Origin of the sequence: Paenibacillus sp. FSL H7-689 (genome assembly GCF_000517905.1) — a bacterium.
GTDB lineage: Bacteria > Bacillota > Bacilli > Paenibacillales > Paenibacillaceae > Paenibacillus > Paenibacillus amylolyticus.
The window spans coordinates 59,921-79,000 of sequence record NZ_ASPU01000013.1; the positions used below are offsets into that span (position 1 = coordinate 59,921).

General features: G+C 44.9%; 19 protein-coding genes, 1 pseudogene and 1 riboswitch. Of the genes and pseudogenes, 2 read left to right on the forward strand and 18 right to left on the reverse strand.

Annotation, left to right across the window (positions count from 1 at the left end; genetic code table 11):
• Positions 1–77 precede the first annotated feature (77 nt).
• Entirely contained in the window at positions 78–1,076 is a 999-nt protein-coding gene (locus C170_RS07960) for a LacI family DNA-binding transcriptional regulator (RefSeq protein WP_321163448.1), read from the reverse strand.
• A gap of 161 nt (positions 1,077–1,237) precedes the next feature.
• Between C170_RS07960 and C170_RS07965 the strand changes: the two genes are divergently transcribed.
• Positions 1,238–1,663: a MaoC family dehydratase gene (locus C170_RS07965; protein ID WP_036608170.1), complete on the forward strand. Its 426-nt coding sequence runs from the start codon at positions 1,238–1,240 to the stop codon at positions 1,661–1,663.
• A gap of 68 nt (positions 1,664–1,731) precedes the next feature.
• On the opposite strand, the gene C170_RS07970 is transcribed toward C170_RS07965, so the two are convergent.
• The 12 genes from C170_RS07970 to C170_RS08025 all read right to left on the reverse strand — a co-directional run bounded on the left by C170_RS07970 (position 1,732) and on the right by C170_RS08025 (position 12,547).
• Positions 1,732–2,922 (reverse strand): aminotransferase-like domain-containing protein, encoded by a 1,191-nt coding sequence (locus C170_RS07970; protein WP_036608174.1) that lies wholly within the window; start codon positions 2,920–2,922, stop codon positions 1,732–1,734.
• A gap of 179 nt (positions 2,923–3,101) precedes the next feature.
• Positions 3,102–4,250, reverse strand: coding sequence for an NAD(P)/FAD-dependent oxidoreductase (locus C170_RS07975; protein WP_036608176.1), 1,149 nt, complete (start codon positions 4,248–4,250; stop codon positions 3,102–3,104).
• Positions 4,251–4,256: 6 nt separating this feature from the next.
• Positions 4,257–4,976: a methyltransferase domain-containing protein gene (locus C170_RS07980; RefSeq protein WP_017688605.1), complete on the reverse strand. Its 720-nt coding sequence runs from the start codon at positions 4,974–4,976 to the stop codon at positions 4,257–4,259.
• Positions 4,963–6,120, reverse strand: a complete 1,158-nt coding sequence (locus tag C170_RS07985) for a type III polyketide synthase (protein ID WP_036608178.1) — start codon at positions 6,118–6,120, stop codon at positions 4,963–4,965. Before C170_RS07985 ends, C170_RS07980 begins: the two co-directional genes overlap by 14 nt.
• 229 nt (positions 6,121–6,349) lie before the next feature.
• Positions 6,350–7,234, reverse strand: coding sequence for an alpha/beta hydrolase (locus C170_RS07990; protein WP_036608180.1), 885 nt, complete (start codon positions 7,232–7,234; stop codon positions 6,350–6,352).
• A 164-nt stretch (positions 7,235–7,398) separates the two neighbouring features.
• Positions 7,399–8,091: a hypothetical protein gene (locus tag C170_RS07995; RefSeq protein ID WP_036608182.1), complete on the reverse strand. Its 693-nt coding sequence runs from the start codon at positions 8,089–8,091 to the stop codon at positions 7,399–7,401.
• A gap of 105 nt (positions 8,092–8,196) precedes the next feature.
• Entirely contained in the window at positions 8,197–8,550 is a 354-nt protein-coding gene (locus C170_RS08000; protein ID WP_036608184.1) for an MmcQ/YjbR family DNA-binding protein, read from the reverse strand.
• Between the two features lie 142 nt (positions 8,551–8,692).
• Positions 8,693–10,099 carry a DEAD/DEAH box helicase gene (locus C170_RS08005; protein ID WP_036608186.1) on the reverse strand — a complete coding sequence of 469 codons (1,407 nt, stop codon included), beginning with the start codon at positions 10,097–10,099 and terminating at the stop codon, positions 8,693–8,695.
• Positions 10,100–10,216: 117 nt separating this feature from the next.
• Entirely contained in the window at positions 10,217–10,531 is a 315-nt protein-coding gene (locus C170_RS08010) for a DMT family transporter (RefSeq protein ID WP_036608188.1), read from the reverse strand.
• Complete coding sequence (locus C170_RS08015) at positions 10,531–10,869, reverse strand: DMT family transporter (protein WP_036608190.1); 339 nt, start codon at positions 10,867–10,869, stop codon at positions 10,531–10,533. The genes C170_RS08010 and C170_RS08015 overlap by 1 nt, the downstream gene beginning before the upstream one ends.
• Before the next feature lie 101 nt (positions 10,870–10,970).
• Positions 10,971–11,071, reverse strand: a riboswitch (guanidine-I (ykkC/yxkD leader).
• 70 nt (positions 11,072–11,141) lie between these two features.
• On the reverse strand, positions 11,142–11,771 hold the full coding sequence (locus C170_RS08020) for a pentapeptide repeat-containing protein (RefSeq protein ID WP_036608191.1): 630 nt from the start codon (positions 11,769–11,771) through the stop codon (positions 11,142–11,144).
• A gap of 11 nt (positions 11,772–11,782) precedes the next feature.
• Positions 11,783–12,547, reverse strand: coding sequence for a class I SAM-dependent methyltransferase (locus tag C170_RS08025; protein ID WP_036608192.1), 765 nt, complete (start codon positions 12,545–12,547; stop codon positions 11,783–11,785).
• 477 nt (positions 12,548–13,024) lie between these two features.
• Between C170_RS08025 and C170_RS08030 the strand changes: the two are divergent.
• Positions 13,025–13,720: pseudogene (locus C170_RS08030) on the forward strand (AraC family transcriptional regulator N-terminal domain-containing protein); the annotation flags it as partial.
• Between the two features lie 178 nt (positions 13,721–13,898).
• Here the strand turns inward: C170_RS08030 and C170_RS08035 are convergent.
• The 5 genes from C170_RS08035 to C170_RS08055 form a co-directional block, all read right to left on the reverse strand.
• Positions 13,899–14,978 carry a threonine aldolase family protein gene (locus C170_RS08035; RefSeq protein ID WP_036608193.1) on the reverse strand — a complete coding sequence of 360 codons (1,080 nt, stop codon included), beginning with the start codon at positions 14,976–14,978 and terminating at the stop codon, positions 13,899–13,901.
• Positions 14,975–15,397 carry a MarR family winged helix-turn-helix transcriptional regulator gene (locus C170_RS08040; protein WP_036608194.1) on the reverse strand — a complete coding sequence of 141 codons (423 nt, stop codon included), beginning with the start codon at positions 15,395–15,397 and terminating at the stop codon, positions 14,975–14,977. Before C170_RS08040 ends, C170_RS08035 begins: the two co-directional genes overlap by 4 nt.
• 467 nt (positions 15,398–15,864) lie before the next feature.
• On the reverse strand, positions 15,865–17,583 hold the full coding sequence (locus tag C170_RS08045) for an ABC transporter ATP-binding protein (RefSeq protein ID WP_036608195.1): 1,719 nt from the start codon (positions 17,581–17,583) through the stop codon (positions 15,865–15,867).
• A 2-nt stretch (positions 17,584–17,585) separates the two neighbouring features.
• On the reverse strand, positions 17,586–17,960 hold the full coding sequence (locus tag C170_RS08050; protein WP_235200730.1) for a hypothetical protein: 375 nt from the start codon (positions 17,958–17,960) through the stop codon (positions 17,586–17,588).
• A 175-nt stretch (positions 17,961–18,135) separates the two neighbouring features.
• Positions 18,136–19,077: an alpha/beta hydrolase gene (locus C170_RS08055; protein ID WP_036608196.1), complete on the reverse strand. Its 942-nt coding sequence runs from the start codon at positions 19,075–19,077 to the stop codon at positions 18,136–18,138.
• Positions 19,078–19,080: the final 3 nt, after the last annotated feature.

Below are 19,080 nucleotides of genomic sequence, written 5' to 3' on the forward strand. Positions count from 1 at the left end.
CATCTTTATATTATGCATTAATGGCTACTCTCCTTTCTTTTTAAGTATTTAAAATTCTATCGAATGCAAAAAACTCCTCAACTCAGGTTGAGGAGCCGAACAGAATCACGTTCCACGCATTGGATGTCCAGTGTATATAACGTCTCTACGATCTCTCCGTTCAGCAGTTGGAAGAGAACATGACCTGCAAGCTGGCCTGCATCCCTCTTCGGCTGACGAAATGTGGTTAGAGGTGGATTCATGTACTGAGATGCAGGTATATTGTCAAAGCCAATTACGGATAACTGCTCAGGTATTGAGATATCATGCTCCCTGAAGGCTTCCAAGCCGCCGATGGCCATTTCATCATTTGCAAAAAATACAGCGGATGGCAACTCTCCTTCAAGCAGTTTCTTGGCTGCATCGTACCCATCTTGCTTCATGTATTGTCCGCCAATTTTCCATTCGGGGTTCTCTTCAATGCCTGCCTCCTTCAAGGCTTTCAAATAACCTTGATAACGATGGAGATTACATTCCGATTGTGACGGGCCACTAATATAAGCTATTGTCCGATGCCCTTTATCGATCAGATAACGTGTAGCCAAGTAACCACCTTGCGTATCACTCATCAAAACCTTTACAATATGTTGAGCATCCAGATCCCGATCCATGACAACAATCGGAAACCCTGCTTCAGATGCTTCAATCAGCAACTGATCTTGAATATTCTGAGCAATAACAATAGCTCCGTCAATTCTTCGTTCACGAATGTAACGATGGGCTGTCGACTTCTCTCCACCCAACGAACTACATACGATCATATCGTATCCATGACTCATAACGACAGTTTCTATTCCGTTCACCAAATCCGAGAAATACGGGCTGGACATGTCATGGACAATAATACCAATGGTTTGTGTACTATTTCGTTTTAATTCCGATGCAGGACCATGCCTAACATAATTGAGTTGACTCGCTGCCTCAAGCACTCGAAGTCTTGTCGGCTCACTTACATTCCCTTTATCGTTAAGTACGCAAGATACGGTCGAACTGGCTACACCAGCCATCTTGGCTACATCTTTAATCGTTGTCATCATATATACTCCTCAAAAACAGTTTCATCTGTTTAGTTCATTATGGCAGTAACACAGCAATACACACGGGATAGTTCACTAGCATTTTAACACGTCAGTCCAGTCATGTCTCTTAGCAAAACATCAACTACGAAAAAACATATTTAAGAAACCGAGGTGCCTTCATGAGATTTAGTGAATATGTAATAGGTCAGCGTTACGAAACCACATCTTTGGCATTATCCAAGTGTGATATTATTGAGTTTGCCACAATCTATGACCCACAGTACATGCATTTGGATGAGGAAAAGGCCAAGCAAGGCCGATTTGGCAGTTTAATTGCTTCTGGCATGCAAACGATGAATATCTCCTTTAAATTATGGATTGAGGTCGGGGTCTATGGAGAGCATGTCGTGGCGGGCACCGGAATGAATAACATTCAATTCCTGAAACCTGTCTTTCCGGATGATGAACTTCATGTCATTGCAGAAGTTATTGGACTGACTCCCAGACGAAAAGGAAATGGGATTGTTACGGTACTGCTGAGTACTTTCAATCAGAAGAATCAAAAGGTATTTCAGGCAGAATTAAGTGCTTTAATCGATAATTAAGGCTGAGAAAAAGCCCAAAAAAGCCGCCAATTGGCGGCTTTTCGTAGATATATCACATTGAATCATTTTTAAGCGTTATACCCTTTCAATACCTGCCCCAAAATCTCTACACCCTTGACAATCTGTTCGTCTGACGGGGTTGAGAAATTAAGTCTGATGGCATTACAAGGGTCTTGCTCGTTCACCAGGAATGCATTTCCCGGTACAACCGCAACCCCTTGAGCTGCCGCTGTCTTGGCATAATCAAGCATTGGCACATGTGCTGGCAGATCACACCAGAGGAACAGTCCACCATCCGGTTGGGTATAGGTAATGGACTCACCCATATGCTCTTGCAGCTTGTCCATCATCAATGTTGCTTTTCTCCGATAGACCTCACGAATGCTGTTAATGTGCCCCGCGTAATCATACTCTGTCATGAACTTGTACGCCAGAATCTGTGGAAGCATGGCCGTATGTACGTCTTCTCCCTGTTTGGCAACAACCATCTTCTCCACGACTTCATGGGGCGCTTGTACAAAACCAACGCGCAGTCCTGCCGACAAAATTTTGGAGAATGATCCAACATATATGACCAGACCCTCATCATCCATAGACTTGATGGTTGGCACATCGTCTCCATTGAATCGAAGTTCTCCGTACGGGTTATCTTCCAAAATCATAACGCCATACTTCTTAGCCAGCTCGTATATGGCCTTACGTTTTGCAAGACTCGTTGTTACACCGGTAGGATTCTGGAAACTTGGGATCACGTAGATCATTTTCACATTAGGCTCCGTTTGCAGCGCCTGTTCCAGCTTCTCGATATCCATACCGTCCATCTCCATCGGAACACCGGCAAGCTTTGCACCGGATGCCCGGAAGGAGTTCAGGGAACCGATAAAGCTCGGACTCTCACAGATAATCGTGTCCCCTTCATTACAGAATACTTTACAGGCCAGTTCAATCCCCTGCTGCGCTCCAGATACAATGAACAATTGATCGGATGGTTTACCGGTATCAAAACCTGTCTTCAAATGTTGAGTCAATGCTTCCCTGAGGGGAACATATCCTTCCGTAATCCCATATTGCAGAGCTGTGACCGGGTCATGCTCCAGAATGGTTTGGGTGAACGTGCGAATCGCCTCAATAGGAAAGGTTTCCGGAGCGGGATTACCCGCAGCGAATGGAATTACATTTTGACCCGAAGAAGCCTTCAGAATCTCTCGAATAATGGATGGTTGCAGTGCTGCGATACGATTGGAAAATGAATAATTCATCTTAAATAGTGCCTCCCGACATTTCATCTGACTTAGTTCTCTATCATTACATTAGATTCTATTATACGAGCATTTCCCAAATTTCCAAACTGTCTCGACAAAATTAATGTTTATACACCAAAAAAGAGGCCGCCGTCAGCAACCTCTTTTGCATAAGTATTGAGCAAAGTTTCAGTCTATTAGCGCGCTGCGTTCATCTCGGATAACCGTGTGGCCTTCACAACATAAGCGGCTAGACCGGGAATCATCCGAGCCAGACCAGGATAGAATTTATTGGTTTTGGCAAAAGCCAGCTTTTGAATTCTCCTTGCACGTCTGAGCAATTGGGTGAATTCCCGGCTTGCTTCCAGCGTGTAATTACTCTGCCAATCGGCATGTTCAATGTCGCCTTGCAGGTACTTGTCAGTCCACCTTGCACACAGGAGTGAGGAGCGAAGGGCAATGGACATCCCGTCTCCACATAAGGGCGGTATCATCAGCATGGCATCCCCAATATGCGGATATTGGGACCATGGTTCAGGAACATTGGATAGATGCAGCGGCGCAATCGACACTTGCGTTCCATCTACAGGCTCTCCTTCGGCTAAACGGGCTGCCAAACTCACGTTTGTCAGGGAAGCCGCCTGTAAAATATCGTTGACAGACTTGCCACTTCCCTGGACGGTATCAAGTGTCAACAATGCGGCGACATTCACAATGCCATCCTCAATTGGGGAAATGCCCACGTAACCACCCTCGCAAAAATATAACTCTACCCTTGCGGGAATCTCTATCCCGCTGAAGTGAGATTTAATACCAACATATACGGTTTGATCCCGCAGATCAGGTGCGGAAGCCATCCCGCGCGGCTTTTTGGTCCCATGTGCTCCGATGACGGCTTTGACTCTGTAGCTGATCTGCTCATTTCCTTGTTTCACCTGAACCTCATAACTGGCATCCTCAAGCTGCTCAATGCTCGTTATCGTCGCTTTGGTCACAATCTGAGCTCCGGCCTCCTGAGCCTTCTGATGCAAAATCTGGTCCAGCTCATATCGACTTATGCCATATGCGAATCCTGGCAGCGGTGCTTCGATCACTCCGCCTTGTGGCATAACGATTTTGGCATGATCCATGGTGCTGGGTTTCTTCGAATGGTCCAGAAGGTGAATGTCCAGAACCTCTAACATCTCCTTGGTTTCGGGTGACATGAACTCACCGCAGGTTTTGTGCCGCGGGAACTCCTGGCGATCCAGCAAAAGGGTCCGATGTCCTTTCCCTGCCAGTTGCATGGCACATGTACTGCCGGCAATTCCGGCTCCGATGACAATCACATCTATCGATTTCGACACGTAAGTTCACCTGCCTTTCGTGGGAATAACAACAGAGTAACGGAACAAAGGCTTCCATTCATAAGTCATCGTATCATGATTGAGCCGTTGTTTAAGTTCCTTCCAATCCCTCCCTGTAAAACCTTTGGCTACGGAAAGAGGCCCATCATGACGAATGTACCGATTGCGCGAGATCATCCGTGTAGTAATCCAGACCGCCTTATAGGATACGGGGTGGCGGTGAATATCATTAATGACGACACCGTATCTGGATGCTCGCAGCATATGAGAAACCATATCAACCAGCTGATCTCCGTCAAAATGATGCACGAACTGGGAACCTGTCACAATATCTGCTGAAGCATCCGGCAGTTGTGTAAGATCGGCACGTTGTACCCGGACTCGGGGTTCGTCACGGAATAGTTGTCTCGCTTCCTCACACGCTTCTTCCGTCAGATCAACCAGCGTAATTTCCAACTGAATGCCCTGACGATCTGCCCATTGCAGTAGTTTCTGGTTCACATCTCCTGAACCTGCCCCCACATCCAGTAGAGTCAGCTTATCCGGCCTGCCGACAGAGTTCCACAACTTCTCTACACCAGCCAGAGTTGGGCCAGGTGCTGCAAATATTTTGTTAAGACGTCTCAGATGTCTAAGCGCTTCACGCAGCTCCTCCCCTCCCAGAGAGAAATCATCCATCAGTTCATCTTCCTTGGCTCGAATGGACAATGTTCTAAAAAAGGACATGATCGTGCTCCTCCATCACTGAAGATAATGAGGGTACATAAGTGAATTTCATCAACTCTGCGGTGAGTCCCGGTCCAAATGCCATGGCTACACCATCTGTGGAGGATTGACCCTGTACCTTCATGTCCTCACGCATCGCGTTCAGTACAAACAGAATGGTATTGGAAGATAAGTTACCATACGTTCTGAGGACATCCCTGCTATACTTCGTTTGCTCGTCTCGCAACTTCATTACATTCTGCACAGAGTCCACGATCCCACGTCCTCCCGGATGAATGGCCCACAGTTCAGGCAGCGGTTCACTTTGTAATAAAAGACGCAGTTCCTCTTCCAGATGAACACCTAACAGCTTCGGAATACGTGGGGATAGATACAGGTCATACCCCAGATTCCCCACCTCCCAGGTCATATCTTCAGTCGAAGCCGGAAGAAGCACAGAATAACCCGTTCCCAGACTCAAATAATTCTTGTGCTGAGGTTCTGGTGTGCCCACCACACAAGAAGAAGCAGCGTCTCCGAAGAATGAAGCTGCAAACAGCGCTTCCCGATCTTGTACAGGCTGAAAATGAATGGTGCACAACTCTACACAGACCACAAGGACCTGTGATCCGGGAGCTCCCTGCACGACATCTCGTGCCATCTGAATGGCTTTCAACCCTGCGGCACACCCCTGAAAGATCAGCGGCAGTCGATTAACTCGGGCAGACAAACCCAAATGACGGATGAGCATAACATCAAGACCCGGCAGATACTGACCGGTGCAGCTGACCGTGATGATATGTGTGATGCTCTTTGGAGATACGCCTGAATCTTCCAGGGCTTTCTCTGCCGCCTCAATCCCGAGTGGAAGCGCCTCTCGCTTGTATGTATTCATTCGTTCTTCGGTTGTCGGGATGTCTGATCGCTCACCAGAGGGCAGATAACGGCATTCTTCCAGTGAACCCAGATAGCTCGGTTCCACGGTATATCGTGTTTCAACACCACAGGACTTGAATATTCGCTTGGCAAAACGGGCCAAATCTGGCCGATCCTGAAGAGAAGAAGCGATTAATTCTGCAATATCTGACTGCGCTACGGAGTGAGCAGGTAGAGCCGTCCCCATGCCAAGAATCGCGATATCGGATGGACTGTTATATTGGTTCATAATAAACCTCCTGGTATTGGTCATTATTTCCTCTAATTTAACAACTCTTACCCTTAACGATATCGTTATAATCTCAATAAGGCTCCTAATCTAGTTTATTAACACATCCGCAAGCTCAGAAGCTTGGTTTCGCCAAGCCATTGAAGCAATCACACCAATGAACGAAAAAAGCCGCCATTAGGCGGCTTCAAGGTAACCAGATTCCTACTAAGCGTCATTCTGATACACGTTATTTGGAAAATGCTTCTCTGATCTTGTCACTCATTCGGTACCAGGCATCCTCAGCCATCTGGAGATCCCCAGAAATCGTAAATCCATGAGCGGCTCCCTCGTACTCCTTAAGTGTCACCTTCACACCGCTTGCTTCCAGCCTTGCTGCATATGTTCTTGCTTCTTGGGCCAGTGAATCTTTCTCCGCGGTAATGATCAATGCTTCTGGGAGTCCCTCTACTGATGTTGCAAGCAAAGGTGAAGCCAACGGGTCATGCGCATCTTCTGGCGTATCAAGGTACATGGCATTGAACGTTCTGGCGATATCGGCTGGAATGGCTTCTGCAAAACTCGGTTTCTCGGCCGGATCTGTAGCCACATCCAACACGGCATAATCCATAATTTGCAGAACAATCGGCAACTTGCTACCTCGTTGCTGATTCAGTAAACACACTGCTGCTGCAAGATTACCACCAGCACTATGCCCCCCAATAGCGAATAGAGACGGGTTAACCGAGAAGGATTCCGGATTGGCGTGGACCCACTGTACAACGTCGTAACATTCATGGACCGCCGTTGGGAACTTGTGCTCTGGTGCAAGACTGTAATCGATATTAACGACCACACAATCAGATCGATCAGCGATCAAGCGACACCATGGATCATCCATCTCTGCTTGTCCCAAGATGAAACCACCCCCATGCATATTAAAGAAGACCGGCAGAGGCGCGGAATGGTCCCTATCCGGTGTATACACAAGTACACGTGTATCCCCTTTAGTTGTAGGAATCATGACTTCTTTTACTGTGACCGCATACGTGGAACTGGGTTGAAGAGCTGCACCTGTACCGACGACATTTTGACGCATACGTTGTACCATTGCCAGTTGTTGTTGTTGATCCATAGATATCACTCCTTTAGTGGATTGCCAATACGCCTTCTTCCGTTGTCACTTTAAGTATAGATGACACTTGTCTATTCCGTCATGTGCAAATCATTTGATATGTATTGATCAACATGCTGAAACGTCAACCAAAATTACCTTCCCCTGCTCTTAATGCTTCAATGTTAACATTCAGTGCCAGGAGATTGGTTTGGGTCCGTGCTTGTTTCCTTTTTTTTGTGGAACATCATCCAGACCCCCATCAAACAAAATAAAACGCTGCACCCCATGCCAAACAAGCTACTGGTTTTTAATGCAAGAGGTGAGCCTTGCATGGTAAGTAACGTCGCTTGGGTCACCACGATGGATACCATCGCATCGGTGAAGTTAATCATTTTCAATGTAGATATGATCGGGTTATGGAGATGACGGTTCGCCCAGGTACCATACACGGCAAAAACCAGCTTGGTAAAAGCAACTGTAGATACGATATACACGATGTTACCCTCATATATGAAGGCATCGCCGATTAGATACATTCGCAGGCAGACCATCGAATAGGACACGCCTAGTAAACACAGGAACAGACCTCCGCGCTTATATACCGTAAGTTCTAATCTATATCTTTCTTCGGGAGAGTCCATTCTCTTGGTAACTGTATATTTATGGAGCACTTGTCCTTTTGCCACACACAGAATCAGATAATATACAGCATTTGTAATGAACCATCCCGAAAGCAGATATATGCCCAGGATTAACTTGCCTATCCCTGTTACCGCATTGATAACAAGGGAAGCCACATTAAACAAGGCCGTTCGATCTTGTTTATTTCCAAGGTAATGGAACCAAATGGACTTCAAATATGTCTTCATTTTCATAGGATATTCATTCTGTTAGAGAAGCAGACCATTAGCCTTTTCACCTACCTCTTAAATGTCAATAACATGATGAATGAGGTGTAGAGAAAGTGGTATATGTTCTCCTCATTCGGCCAAAGACTCCCGAACGCTTTTTGGAAGGGATTTGACAACCATATCATACGAGTGATCGATCATGACATAGACATCTTCATCGGACAATGAACCATCCAGCGTAATGGTATTCCAGTGTTTTTTGTTCATATGATATCCCGGTTGAACTGCTTCATGCTGCTCTCTCAGGTTCTCTGCAATAATGGGGTCACATTTTAAGTTTAAACGACAGTTCTTTTCTTTGTTTTCAAAAATAAGCGCGAACATCTTACCCGCAACCTTAATCGCGACTGGATCAGGCCCAAATGGATAATCCTTGGTCGCACCTTTCTTGCTCAAACTGTATTCAATCATCGTATCCTTCAAGTCAGTACCTCCCTTTCACCAGTAGACGATATAATGATACCGAATGTAAGTTCGTATGTAAATAAGCTCGTTACACATAAAAGCACATAATAAAACCTCCTCCAAATGAATGGAGAAGGTTTTATCTGGATTTATTTAGATCTTAATTGGCTCTATCATTCCTAGTTTTGCTGCTGCGGCTGAATGAGCCATGGTTAGATTTACTGCTACTGCTGTTTGATCTACTGCTATTGGGTCTACCGTCGTTTGAACGACTACTGTTTGATTTACCACTCTTGGCAAACCATTCGGATTTGGGCTTGCGTGCCGGGTTAGCTTTGGACTTCGCCGGTTTGCCTGCAGCCGATTTGTTGAACGAAGGTTTACTGCCTGATGCTTTGCTGGTTTTATCAAACACAGGTACACCTGTCATTGGATACGGATGACCTTTCACTTCAGGAATCGTCTTTTTGATTACTTTCTCGATATCCTTCAGGAATGGAAGTTCATCCTTCTCGCAGAACGATATGGCCATCCCGCTTTTGCCAGCTCGCCCTGTACGTCCAATACGGTGAACATACGTTTCCGGAATGTTAGGCAGGTTAAAGTTAATGACATGTGAAAGTTCCTCTACGTCAATTCCTCTTGCCGCGATATCCGTCGCAACTAATACACGTGTTGCACCACTCTTGAAGTTGTTCAGTGCCCGTTGTCTCTCGTTCTGAGACTTGTTGCCATGAATAGCCTGTGCCGTAACATTCGCTTTGGCCAAATCACGTGTAACCCGGTCAGCGCCGCGCTTCGTGCGTGTGAACACCAATGCCGTGACGATGGATTTATCCTCCAAAATTTGGTTCAACATATGTTGCTTCTTGCCGTTCTCCAACAAATAAATAGACTGCTCAATGCGGTCTACCGTTGAAGATACCGGTGTGATTTCTACTTTGACTGGATCAACCAGCAGGGTTTTAACCATTTTGGTGATTTCAGGAGGCATCGTAGCTGAGAAGAACAGCGTCTGCTTTTTGTTCGGCATTTTGGCAATGATTCTTTTCACGTCATGAATGAAGCCCATGTCCAACATCCGGTCTGCTTCATCCAAAACGAGAATCTCAACCATCTTCAGATCAATACGTTTCTGGTTAATCAGATCGTTCAATCTGCCAGGTGTCGCGATAATAATATCTGCACCTTGATTCAACGCACGCTCTTGCACTTTTTGCGAAACGCCGCCAACGATTGCCGTACAACGAATGTCCGTATACCGGCTATATACCTTGATGTTATCCGCGATCTGAATCGCCAGTTCTCGTGTTGGTGTCAAAATTAATGAGCGAATATGTCGTGCGGACTTCGATCCTTGCCCTTTGGATCTTTCGCTTAATAATTGAATGATCGGCACTGAAAATGCTGCCGTCTTGCCTGTTCCTGTCTGTGCACATCCCAGCAGATCTCTGCCAGCTAATACAGCTGGTATGGCCTGTTCCTGTATAGGGGTAGGATTAGTATAGTTTGCTTTGCTTAACCCTTCCATAATAGAGGGGATAATATTTAAGTCCTTAAATGTCATGTTGTCTCCTTCATTTACGCACATCTATCAATATGACGCATCTTTTATTTCACACGTAACGTATAAGGATACCATTAAAAACGTAATTTGTACATTATCTTTTTAAAATCACTTTGTTTAACTGACCAATTTAAGACCAACTGCCGATCCGAGCACCATAGCGATAAACAGAATTCGAAGGGCATTTCGAGGTTCTCGATAAAACACCATGCCCAGAATGGCACCACCGGAGGCCCCGATTCCCGTCCATACGGCATATGCTGTCCCCATCGGAAGAGTTTCCATTGCAATGGACAGGAACAGGAAGCTTAAACCAAACCCGCCTACCAATAGAACCAGTGAAATGAGATTACGGTCTTTGTGCAACTTGTTTATCATCAGCACTCCGATCATCTCAAATATACCTGCCAAGATAAGAAATACCCAGTTCATTATAGCTGCACCTCCTTATTCTTCTCTTTGCTCAGCATTTTAAGACCAATCACGCCAAGTAAAAGTACACCAATGAGTACCATTTTTCCGGTTTGAACAGTCGCATTAAACAGAACAATCTCTGCAAGTACCGTGCCAGCGGTACCCAGGCCAACAAATACGGCATATACGGTTCCCACAGGCAGTGTACGCGAAGCTGCAATCATCAAGGAGAAACTAATGATAATTGCAACCAACGTAAACCCCCATTCCAGCAGACCACTAGCATGTTTCAATCCAATGACCCAACCTACTTCAAACAACGCAGCAATCACAACCGACATCCACGTTTTATTCATTCCTGTAACACTCCTTCTCTACTACATTTTTTGTACAACCCGTAAGGTACATTAGCGAAAAAACAAAAAAAGCCCGGGAAACAAACTGCATGTAGCAGTTCATCTCCCAGGCTTTTATCCCTCCGTGGCACAACCAACAGGTTGCGGGTTTTCTCTCGGACCAGACCGACACATACATCGCGGAACCCTAGAAAACCTGTTTTTATTCTAATGTGACTCCAATTATACACACTTCCACTATCTTGGCAACCCCGTAAATGTGATCATGCCCTTTATTTGATAATCAAACCCATTAATCCTACAAATGTGGCGGCTTGATGTGGTGAAATCACACAACCGTTGAGATCTTCCATGGTCAGCACCAAGGAGTCAAATTCGCAATCGCTAAGATCCAAATCTTTCATTTTGGTCCCCGTTAGGGATGCTTGGTCGATGTTACATTGACTGAACTCCATTTTTTGCAGTGCCAGATAGGCAAAGTCCGCACCAATCAAGGTACATTCCGAGAAGGAGACCTGTTTCAGATGGGCAAAACGGAAATTGCTGTAGTCGCCTAGACCATGAAGGAAACTGACATTTTGCAATCGGCTATTGGAAAAATCCGTTCCGACAAACTTGCAGTTATGCCATTCGATCCGGTGCATGAAGGCACTTGAGAGATTGACATTGGAGAAGTCGCAGTGTTCAAACCGGACATCGGTGAATTCAAATTGTTCCAAGTTAGACTCCGAGATTGTCACATGTCTAAATACAACACTTTCAAAGGAAACCTTACTCGCTTCCTGTTGATCCAATGTAATGTTCTCGATCAGTTTGTGTTTGTACTCCACTTTGGATTCCAGGAATGCAATCGTTTCCGGTTCGAGCAACTGCTCCTGAATCTTGGGTTTGTCCATTTTCATCCCGTATTCCCCTATTCCTTAATAGCTACAACTCGCAGTCGGCTTCTGTCCAGATACCACTGTCCATCCCGCATCAGTTGTGGCTGTACTTTTTTCTCAACTGCTTCCATAATAACATCCTGTTCCGCAGCTGTGATACCACTGAATAAATACTCCGCGAAGCTGGTCAACCACTTTCTGGCACCTGGCTTGAACGGGGTAAATTGATCCACATGCTGAGCCAGACTAACTCGAAATCCGTGTTGCTCCAGAAGATTAGCATATTCGCCAATGGTCGGGTGATACCACGGATTCCGTCCTTCCCATTTGTATCCACGGGCATCCAGTTCTTCCTGTACCGCTGTAATTAATATAGCCGTGTTGCCATTTGCAGCAAACTCAGCCACGAATCGCCCGCCCCTCTTGAGCGCTAACTGTATTGATTGTACTACAGCTGGAGCATCCTTTATCCAATGCAGAACGGCATGAGAGAAGACCGCATCAAACGGTTCTTCTGTCCGATAATGACAAGCATTTGCTACTTGAATATTCATATCAGGGTATTTCTGTTTAGCTTGCCTAATCGTCTCTTCTGAAAAATCTATACCTTTTGTCAGCGCACCTGCGGCTGCGATTTTCGCTGTCAGATCCCCATTACCACAACCCACATCAAGAATACGTTCACCTTGGGATGGCTGGAGCAATGATAAGATAGGTGTGCCCTGTAACGTAGCAAAAGGAGCGGAATGACCACTCCACGATTCGTTCGTTTGACCGGATGAATGTCCGTTATTCATAGAATATAATCTCCTTCTCAATTAAGGATCTAATGTATCTATAATAACTTTAATATAAAGGAATTGTCAATTCACTCATTAGATCACTATAAAAAAAGCCGCCGAATGGCGACTTTTACATTAAGAATTCGGATCAACTGAGATTTTGTTAGCCCACATATTCCATATATCACACTCTCTTTGAATTTGTTCTGTGAATGGATGTTGTCTCGACCTCTTCGGTAACTAGCTCTAACCAGCATGTGAAGTATATCTCTCGATGTACGGAATTTTCTTCATACTTAATTTGTGATTCGAGCCTGTCAATTAATATTTGCCTCACATGGTTTGATAACCACTTTATCACCTTGTTCACCCAACTTTTCAAATAAACTTTAATCGCTTGGCTCTGTTAACATACTCTTAGTATGCCGAGTCATGGGCTGCAAGCGGTATATCAATCGTCTTAATTGATTGCCTGATCCTCTCAGGCCCTCTTCCAATTACCTGATTGCTTCCATGAATCTCCCGGTCATCGGGCAGATTATCAAGGCATCCGCAGATGCACCCTACTTAAGTCTTAAGCTCGAATTCACACCGAACCAAATTCTCGAAGTACTTAACGAATGTAATATCAAGGTAACATTCAACGAAAACGCCAGACGAGCCATGTTTGTAAGTCAGATGGAATCGTCCATTCAGGATGCTGTACTCCGACTTGTTCGATTGCTGGATACGCCAGGAGAGATTCCGTTTCTGGCTCCGTTGTACGTTAAAGAAATCCTGTTCCGTCTCCTTCAAGGGCCTTACGGAGGAGAACTGGCGCAGATTGCGGTTGAAGGTAGCAACACTTATCGGATCAGAGAAGCGATTGAGTACATCGTTCATCATTGGGAACAGCCTTTTCGCATTGAAGATCTGGCTGAGACCGCGAGCATGAGCGTCTCTTCATTCCATCGTCACTTCAAAGAGATCACAGCTATGAGCCCATTACAATTCCAGAAACAATTAAGATTACAGGAAGCCCGGCGACTTCTGATGGCCGAATCTGCTGACGCGGCAGATGTAGCGTTCCGGGTTGGTTACGAGAGTGCTTCTCAATTTAGCCGCGAATATGCACGCATGTTCGGTGCGCCGCCAAGAGCCGATATCCGACGGCTGAAAGAGAAATATGACATGGCCTTGAGTGAGTAACCGAGTATGTACTCTCTATCTCACAACTATCACACAAAAGGCAAACCAAAAAAGGACAACCACAATGAGTTGTCCTTTTTTCAGTATCAAAATTCTGCGTAATATCTTTTGGAATTTTCAAATTACTCGTATTTATGTGAAGGAAATCGGAACTGTTCTCCTTCATTTTTGGACAAGATTAGACCAATGCTTCGACCCGTTCTGGCACGTGGATCTCTTCGTGCAATAATTGAGTGATGTCACGAGTCAGTGCATCCACATTCTCCTGTTGCGTTGCCCAGCTGGTACAGAAGCGCACCGCACTGTGTGTATCGTCAACCTTTTCCCAGAAGGTGAACGTATAACCGCTGCGTAATTTCTCAAGCAAACGATCAGGCAGAATCGGAAACTGCTGGTTGGTTGGTGAATCGTACAGGAAGCGTACCCCCTGCTGTTCAAGTGAGTCATGAATTCTCAAGGCCATATCTATGGCATGGCGAGAAATATCGAGGTACAGACCGTCTTCGAACAACGTTTCGAATTGGATTCCTAGCAATCTGCCTTTGGCAAGCAGGCCACCTTTTTGTTTGATCATATAACGAAAATCCGGTTTCAGTGCATCATTCAGGATAACAACCGCTTCTCCCATCAATGCGCCAATCTTGGTTCCCCCGATGTAAAACACATCACACAAGCGTGCAAGATCAGCAAGTGTCATATCGCAAGCGCGTGAAGCGAGTGCATATCCAAGACGTGCTCCATCCACGAAAAACGGAAGACCACATGCTCTGCTCACTGTATGCAATGCTTGCAGTTCTGCCTTGCTGTACATCGTTCCATTCTCCGTTGGTTGGGATATGTAGACCATTCCTGGTTGAACACAGTGTTCCGGCGACGACTCATTCATGTGCGCATCGTAGACTGCTCTAACCTGCTCAGGCGTGATCTTTCCGTCCTCGCTTGGAACTGTGAGTACCTTATGTCCCGTAGCTTCAATAGCTCCGGTTTCATGAACCGCAATGTGTCCCGAGGACGCAGCAATCACACCTTGATATGGACGCAAAATAGAGGCAATCACCGTTGTATTTGTCTGTGTACCACCAACCAGGAAATGAACATCAGCTTGCTCATTGTCACATGCCTGACGAATAAGCATTCTCGCCCGTTCGCAATGCTCATCCGTGCCATACCCGCTCGTCTGTTCCATATTGGTTTCCATCAGTCTTTGTAAAATTCGTTCATGCGCACCTTCGTTATAATCACATTCAAATCGTATCATCGTGTTGTCTCTCCTGCCTTCTTGTTCAACTTCTCTTGTATGTTCATCATGGAGGTGTATACCTCTTGAATCTCTTCTTCATTGAGGTCTTGTATTAATTTCAGGATCTGTTGATCGGATCGATCATTCAATTGGGCATACAGTTCCTCACCCTTGGCTGTCAGACGAATCAGACTGACCCGGCTGTCGGCAGCAGAATCCACTTTCACCAACAGTCCTTCCTTGGACAGCTTGTTCACAATTCGGCTCATATAACTGCGATCAATGGTCAGTGTATCTACCAGATTGTTCGCAATGCTCTCTCCCCGAATTCCAATCTCAATAATGACCCGCACTTCTGCAAACGAATACCCTGTTCCGAGAATATGCTTATCGAGTACACCAAGTATGTTGGTATAAAAACGGTTAAAACGTCGCATGTCAGCGAGTATATCTGGATTTATGTACTGAGAGTCGATGTCAAACCCTCCTTTTTAGTGGACATTGTCAACATTATAATAATCACGTTAGTGGACGTTGTCAACATTATCTTTTGCACAGCATTTTATAACTTCATTTTTAATATCCAATCAATAAAAAAAGCCGCGCATATGCGCGGCAAGGTTTACTTGTTTTAGATACTCGATCCAGATACTTAGTCAGCTGCTTAAGTTCCTATATAAATTGAACTAAACATTTACACAAAACGGAGAGGACAGAAATAACCTGAAGAAGCGAAGCATTCGCCTACAAGCTTTCTGCAAGAAAGCTACATCGGAAGCATACACTATCCCCGGATTTCCTCTTTAGATAAGAGGAATCAAAAAATCTGGGGATAACAGCGATCGGAAGGTTGTTCTGTCATCGGAGTATCTAGTGTAAATATTTTTTGTTCAATTTATATGGATTAAGAGTGGCTATATTGCACCTGATGAAGACGACTATATATGCCTCCAGCGGCGACCAATTCCTCGTGGTTGCCCTGCTCAGCGATACCATCTGTGTTTACTACGATGATTCGATCTGCATTCTTGATAGTTGTCAGTCTGTGTGCAATTACAAGTGTTGTTCTGCCCACCGACAATTCAGCAAGTGATTGCTGGATCAGTGCTTCCGTTTCTGTGTCCAGCGCAGAGGTTGCCTCATCCAGAATAAGAATAGGTGGATTTTTCAAGAACATACGAGCAATGGATAACCGCTGCTTCTGTCCTCCGGATAGCTTGACTCCACGTTCGCCAATGACCGTATCCATGCCATCAGGCAACGTGAGAATCAGTTCCTCCAACGAGGCACGACGGGCTGCATCCCAGATTTGTTCATCCGTTGCACTCAAATCACCATAAGCAATATTCTCCTTAATGGTCCCCGAGAACAAAAATACATCTTGTTGAACGATTCCGATATGCTTGCGCAAGGATTGAAGCTTAACGTTACGAATGTCAATTTCATCCACAGTGATACGTCCCTCTTCTACCTCATAAAATCGTGGCAGCAGGCTGCAGATGGTCGTTTTGCCTGCACCCGAAGGACCAACAAAAGCAACAGTTTCCCCTGGTCTAACAGACAGACTGATATCACTCAGAATACGCCGACTGGATTCATATCCAAAAGAGACGTTCTCAAAGCGAATATCCCCCTTCACACTTTCGAATTCAACGGCGTTTTTGCTATCCGCAATTTCAGGTTCCGTGTCAATGATCTCCAGATATCGCTTGAAACCAGCGATACCCTTTGGATAACTTTCTATGACGGCATTGATTTTCTCAATCGGGCGGAAGAAGATATTAGACAGAAGCAGGAAGGCCATAAAGTCACCCATATTGATTCTGCCATCGATATAAAACCAAGCCCCGCTGATCATGACAAACACCGTAACCAGTCGCATCATCATATAACTGACCGAGATACTTTTCGCCATCGTTTTGTAGGCAAGCAGTTTGGTTTTACGGAAATTCTGATTGTCCACCGCAAAAAGTTCTTTCTCATGTTCTTCGTTGGCGAACGATTGCACAACACGCATGCCACCGACGTTATCTTCAATGCGTGCATTGAAATTGCCGACGTCTCCGAAAAGTCGCCGATACGTCTTTGTCATCCGGCCACCAAATACGATAATGACCCAAGCCATAATTGGGATAATGATAAAGGTAAGCAACGCAAGCTCCAGATTAATGTTAGCCATCAGCCAGAACGATCCGATTAATGTCATTACTGCGATGAATACATCTTCAGGTCCATGGTGAGCAACCTCGCCAATGTCATTCAGATCATTCGTAAGATGACCAATTAAGTGGCCTGTTTTACGATTATCGAAGAAACGGAAGGACAGCTTCTGCAAGTGAGCGAACATCTTCTCACGCATGTTGGTCTCGATGTTAATGCCCAGCATATGTCCCCAATATGTAACTACATAGTTCAGTACAGTATTAAGTGCATAGATGGATAACAGCACGACGCAGGCAAGCATAATGAGAGGCCAATCCTGACCTGGCAACAATTCATTAATGAATTTGCTGACGGCAAGGGGGAAAGCCAACTCCAGAAGGCCTGCGAGTACAGCGCATCCAAAATCAATCAAAAACAGTTTTTTATAGGGACGATAATACGAAAAAAAACGACGAATCATACTTATTCACTCTCACTCTCCAGATCCTTATTGGGGTTTACATCTTCATTTTGCAGCTCGAACAGATGGATATACTCGTCGATGACCTGATCAATAGCTTTTAACTCCCCACTGATCACCGGGCGAATATGTTCATACTCCTCCTGTCCAAGTTGTCGGACAAGCGTTGTTCTCCGATTCTGCATTTGTTCCAGAAATACAAGAATTCGGCCGCGACGGAATGTCTGCGCACCACGGCCCCGTTTTCCCTCATGTTCACCATGACCTCTTCCACGTCTGGAACGTTCACCACGTTGCTCATTGTCACTCATATCGCGTCTCGGACGCTCACCTTGACGTACACTTCCATCCATCTCTTCGATAGGACGATCTCTCATTTGTGCCACCCCCATTACGTGTATACATATGTATACAACATATTCATGTATACGATTGTATACGTGACAAAAAGAAGTGTCAACCTAAATTTTCCAATAGATAACGAAGTATGTATATTCACCATCTCCCTAACAGAAAAAAGCCGCAATTTCGCGACTTCTTTTGTTGGCGACACTATTTTATCTCACTCATAAACTTTCTATATTCTTGAACCATTTCTTTGAATCGGGTGTGATGCAAATAATGTTCTCCCTCAAATGTCATCACTTTTCCATGCACAGAATCTTTGACTTGCTCTTCATGCAAGGGTATCCAGCCTTCTGTTTCCGTATCATTCGCTTGTAAGAAGAAAATCACAGGAAGATCTTTGGGGAAGGACAGGTTCTCAGCTGCTTTGAAATTAGGACCAAAGTTTTCACCTTCATTCAGGTTGTTCGGATTAAACGTATTTTTGAGTGAAAGTATTCTAATTTGTTCTCTGGTCACATCATCAACATCGGGTGCAATCAGTTGATCAGGGGCCAGTTTCATTAACAATCGGTAGAATCCTGATTTTTTAAGCAGTTTGTACGTTTCGGTTGGAAATGGATCATCATTACCTCCCTGCGTTGGGACACTGCTCTCAATTCCGACAAATGAACTTACTTCGTTTGGATATTTGTTCACATAATCCAGGCCGTATATCCCTGAAATGGAGTGAGCCATGAGCGTGTAATTATGAATACCAAGTTGCTGTAACGCTTCATGAATTTCACTAACCATGTTTTCAGTGGTACGCTCTTTTTCAGTAATATCACTTAATCCATAACCGAAAGGCTCAATGACAACAACTTTGTAAAATGGAGATAACTCATCGATGAGCGGTTTGAAATCAAGGGCTGGGGCAGGTGTTCCGTATCCAGGAAGCAATACCACCGTTTCTTTGCCTTTTCCTTGAATCAACACATTCATGTTTTTCCCGTCAACTGCTACAAACTGACCATAGGGTTTTATTTTCCCTTCCTCTGATTTGTTACTAAATACATTAACAATAAAAACAGTGGCAATAAATAATGCAAAAGCGATAACGATGGCTCCGAATATTTTGAGCAAAATGATTAATATTTTTTTCATCATGAT

Coding starts and splice junctions, on each gene's coding strand:
- C170_RS07960 (WP_321163448.1), bottom strand. CDS start 1,076: ATGATGACAACGATTAAAGATGTAGCCAAGATGGCTGGTGTAGCCAGT.
- C170_RS07965 (WP_036608170.1), top strand. CDS start 1,238: ATGAGATTTAGTGAATATGTAATAGGTCAGCGTTACGAAACCACATCT.
- C170_RS07970 (WP_036608174.1), bottom strand. CDS start 2,922: ATGAATTATTCATTTTCCAATCGTATCGCAGCACTGCAACCATCCATT.
- C170_RS07980 (WP_017688605.1), bottom strand. CDS start 4,976: ATGTCCTTTTTTAGAACATTGTCCATTCGAGCCAAGGAAGATGAACTG.
- C170_RS07985 (WP_036608178.1), bottom strand. CDS start 6,120: ATGAACCAATATAACAGTCCATCCGATATCGCGATTCTTGGCATGGGG.
- C170_RS07990 (WP_036608180.1), bottom strand. CDS start 7,234: ATGGATCAACAACAACAACTGGCAATGGTACAACGTATGCGTCAAAAT.
- C170_RS07995 (WP_036608182.1), bottom strand. CDS start 8,091: ATGAAAATGAAGACATATTTGAAGTCCATTTGGTTCCATTACCTTGGA.
- C170_RS08005 (WP_036608186.1), bottom strand. CDS start 10,099: ATGACATTTAAGGACTTAAATATTATCCCCTCTATTATGGAAGGGTTA.
- C170_RS08010 (WP_036608188.1), bottom strand. CDS start 10,531: ATGAACTGGGTATTTCTTATCTTGGCAGGTATATTTGAGATGATCGGA.
- C170_RS08015 (WP_036608190.1), bottom strand. CDS start 10,869: ATGAATAAAACGTGGATGTCGGTTGTGATTGCTGCGTTGTTTGAAGTA.
- C170_RS08020 (WP_036608191.1), bottom strand. CDS start 11,771: ATGAAAATGGACAAACCCAAGATTCAGGAGCAGTTGCTCGAACCGGAA.
- C170_RS08025 (WP_036608192.1), bottom strand. CDS start 12,547: ATGAATAACGGACATTCATCCGGTCAAACGAACGAATCGTGGAGTGGT.
- C170_RS08035 (WP_036608193.1), bottom strand. CDS start 14,978: ATGATACGATTTGAATGTGATTATAACGAAGGTGCGCATGAACGAATT.
- C170_RS08040 (WP_036608194.1), bottom strand. CDS start 15,397: ATGCGACGTTTTAACCGTTTTTATACCAACATACTTGGTGTACTCGAT.
- C170_RS08045 (WP_036608195.1), bottom strand. CDS start 17,583: ATGATTCGTCGTTTTTTTTCGTATTATCGTCCCTATAAAAAACTGTTT.
- C170_RS08050 (WP_235200730.1), bottom strand. CDS start 17,960: ATGAGAGATCGTCCTATCGAAGAGATGGATGGAAGTGTACGTCAAGGT.
- C170_RS08055 (WP_036608196.1), bottom strand. CDS start 19,077: ATGATGAAAAAAATATTAATCATTTTGCTCAAAATATTCGGAGCCATC.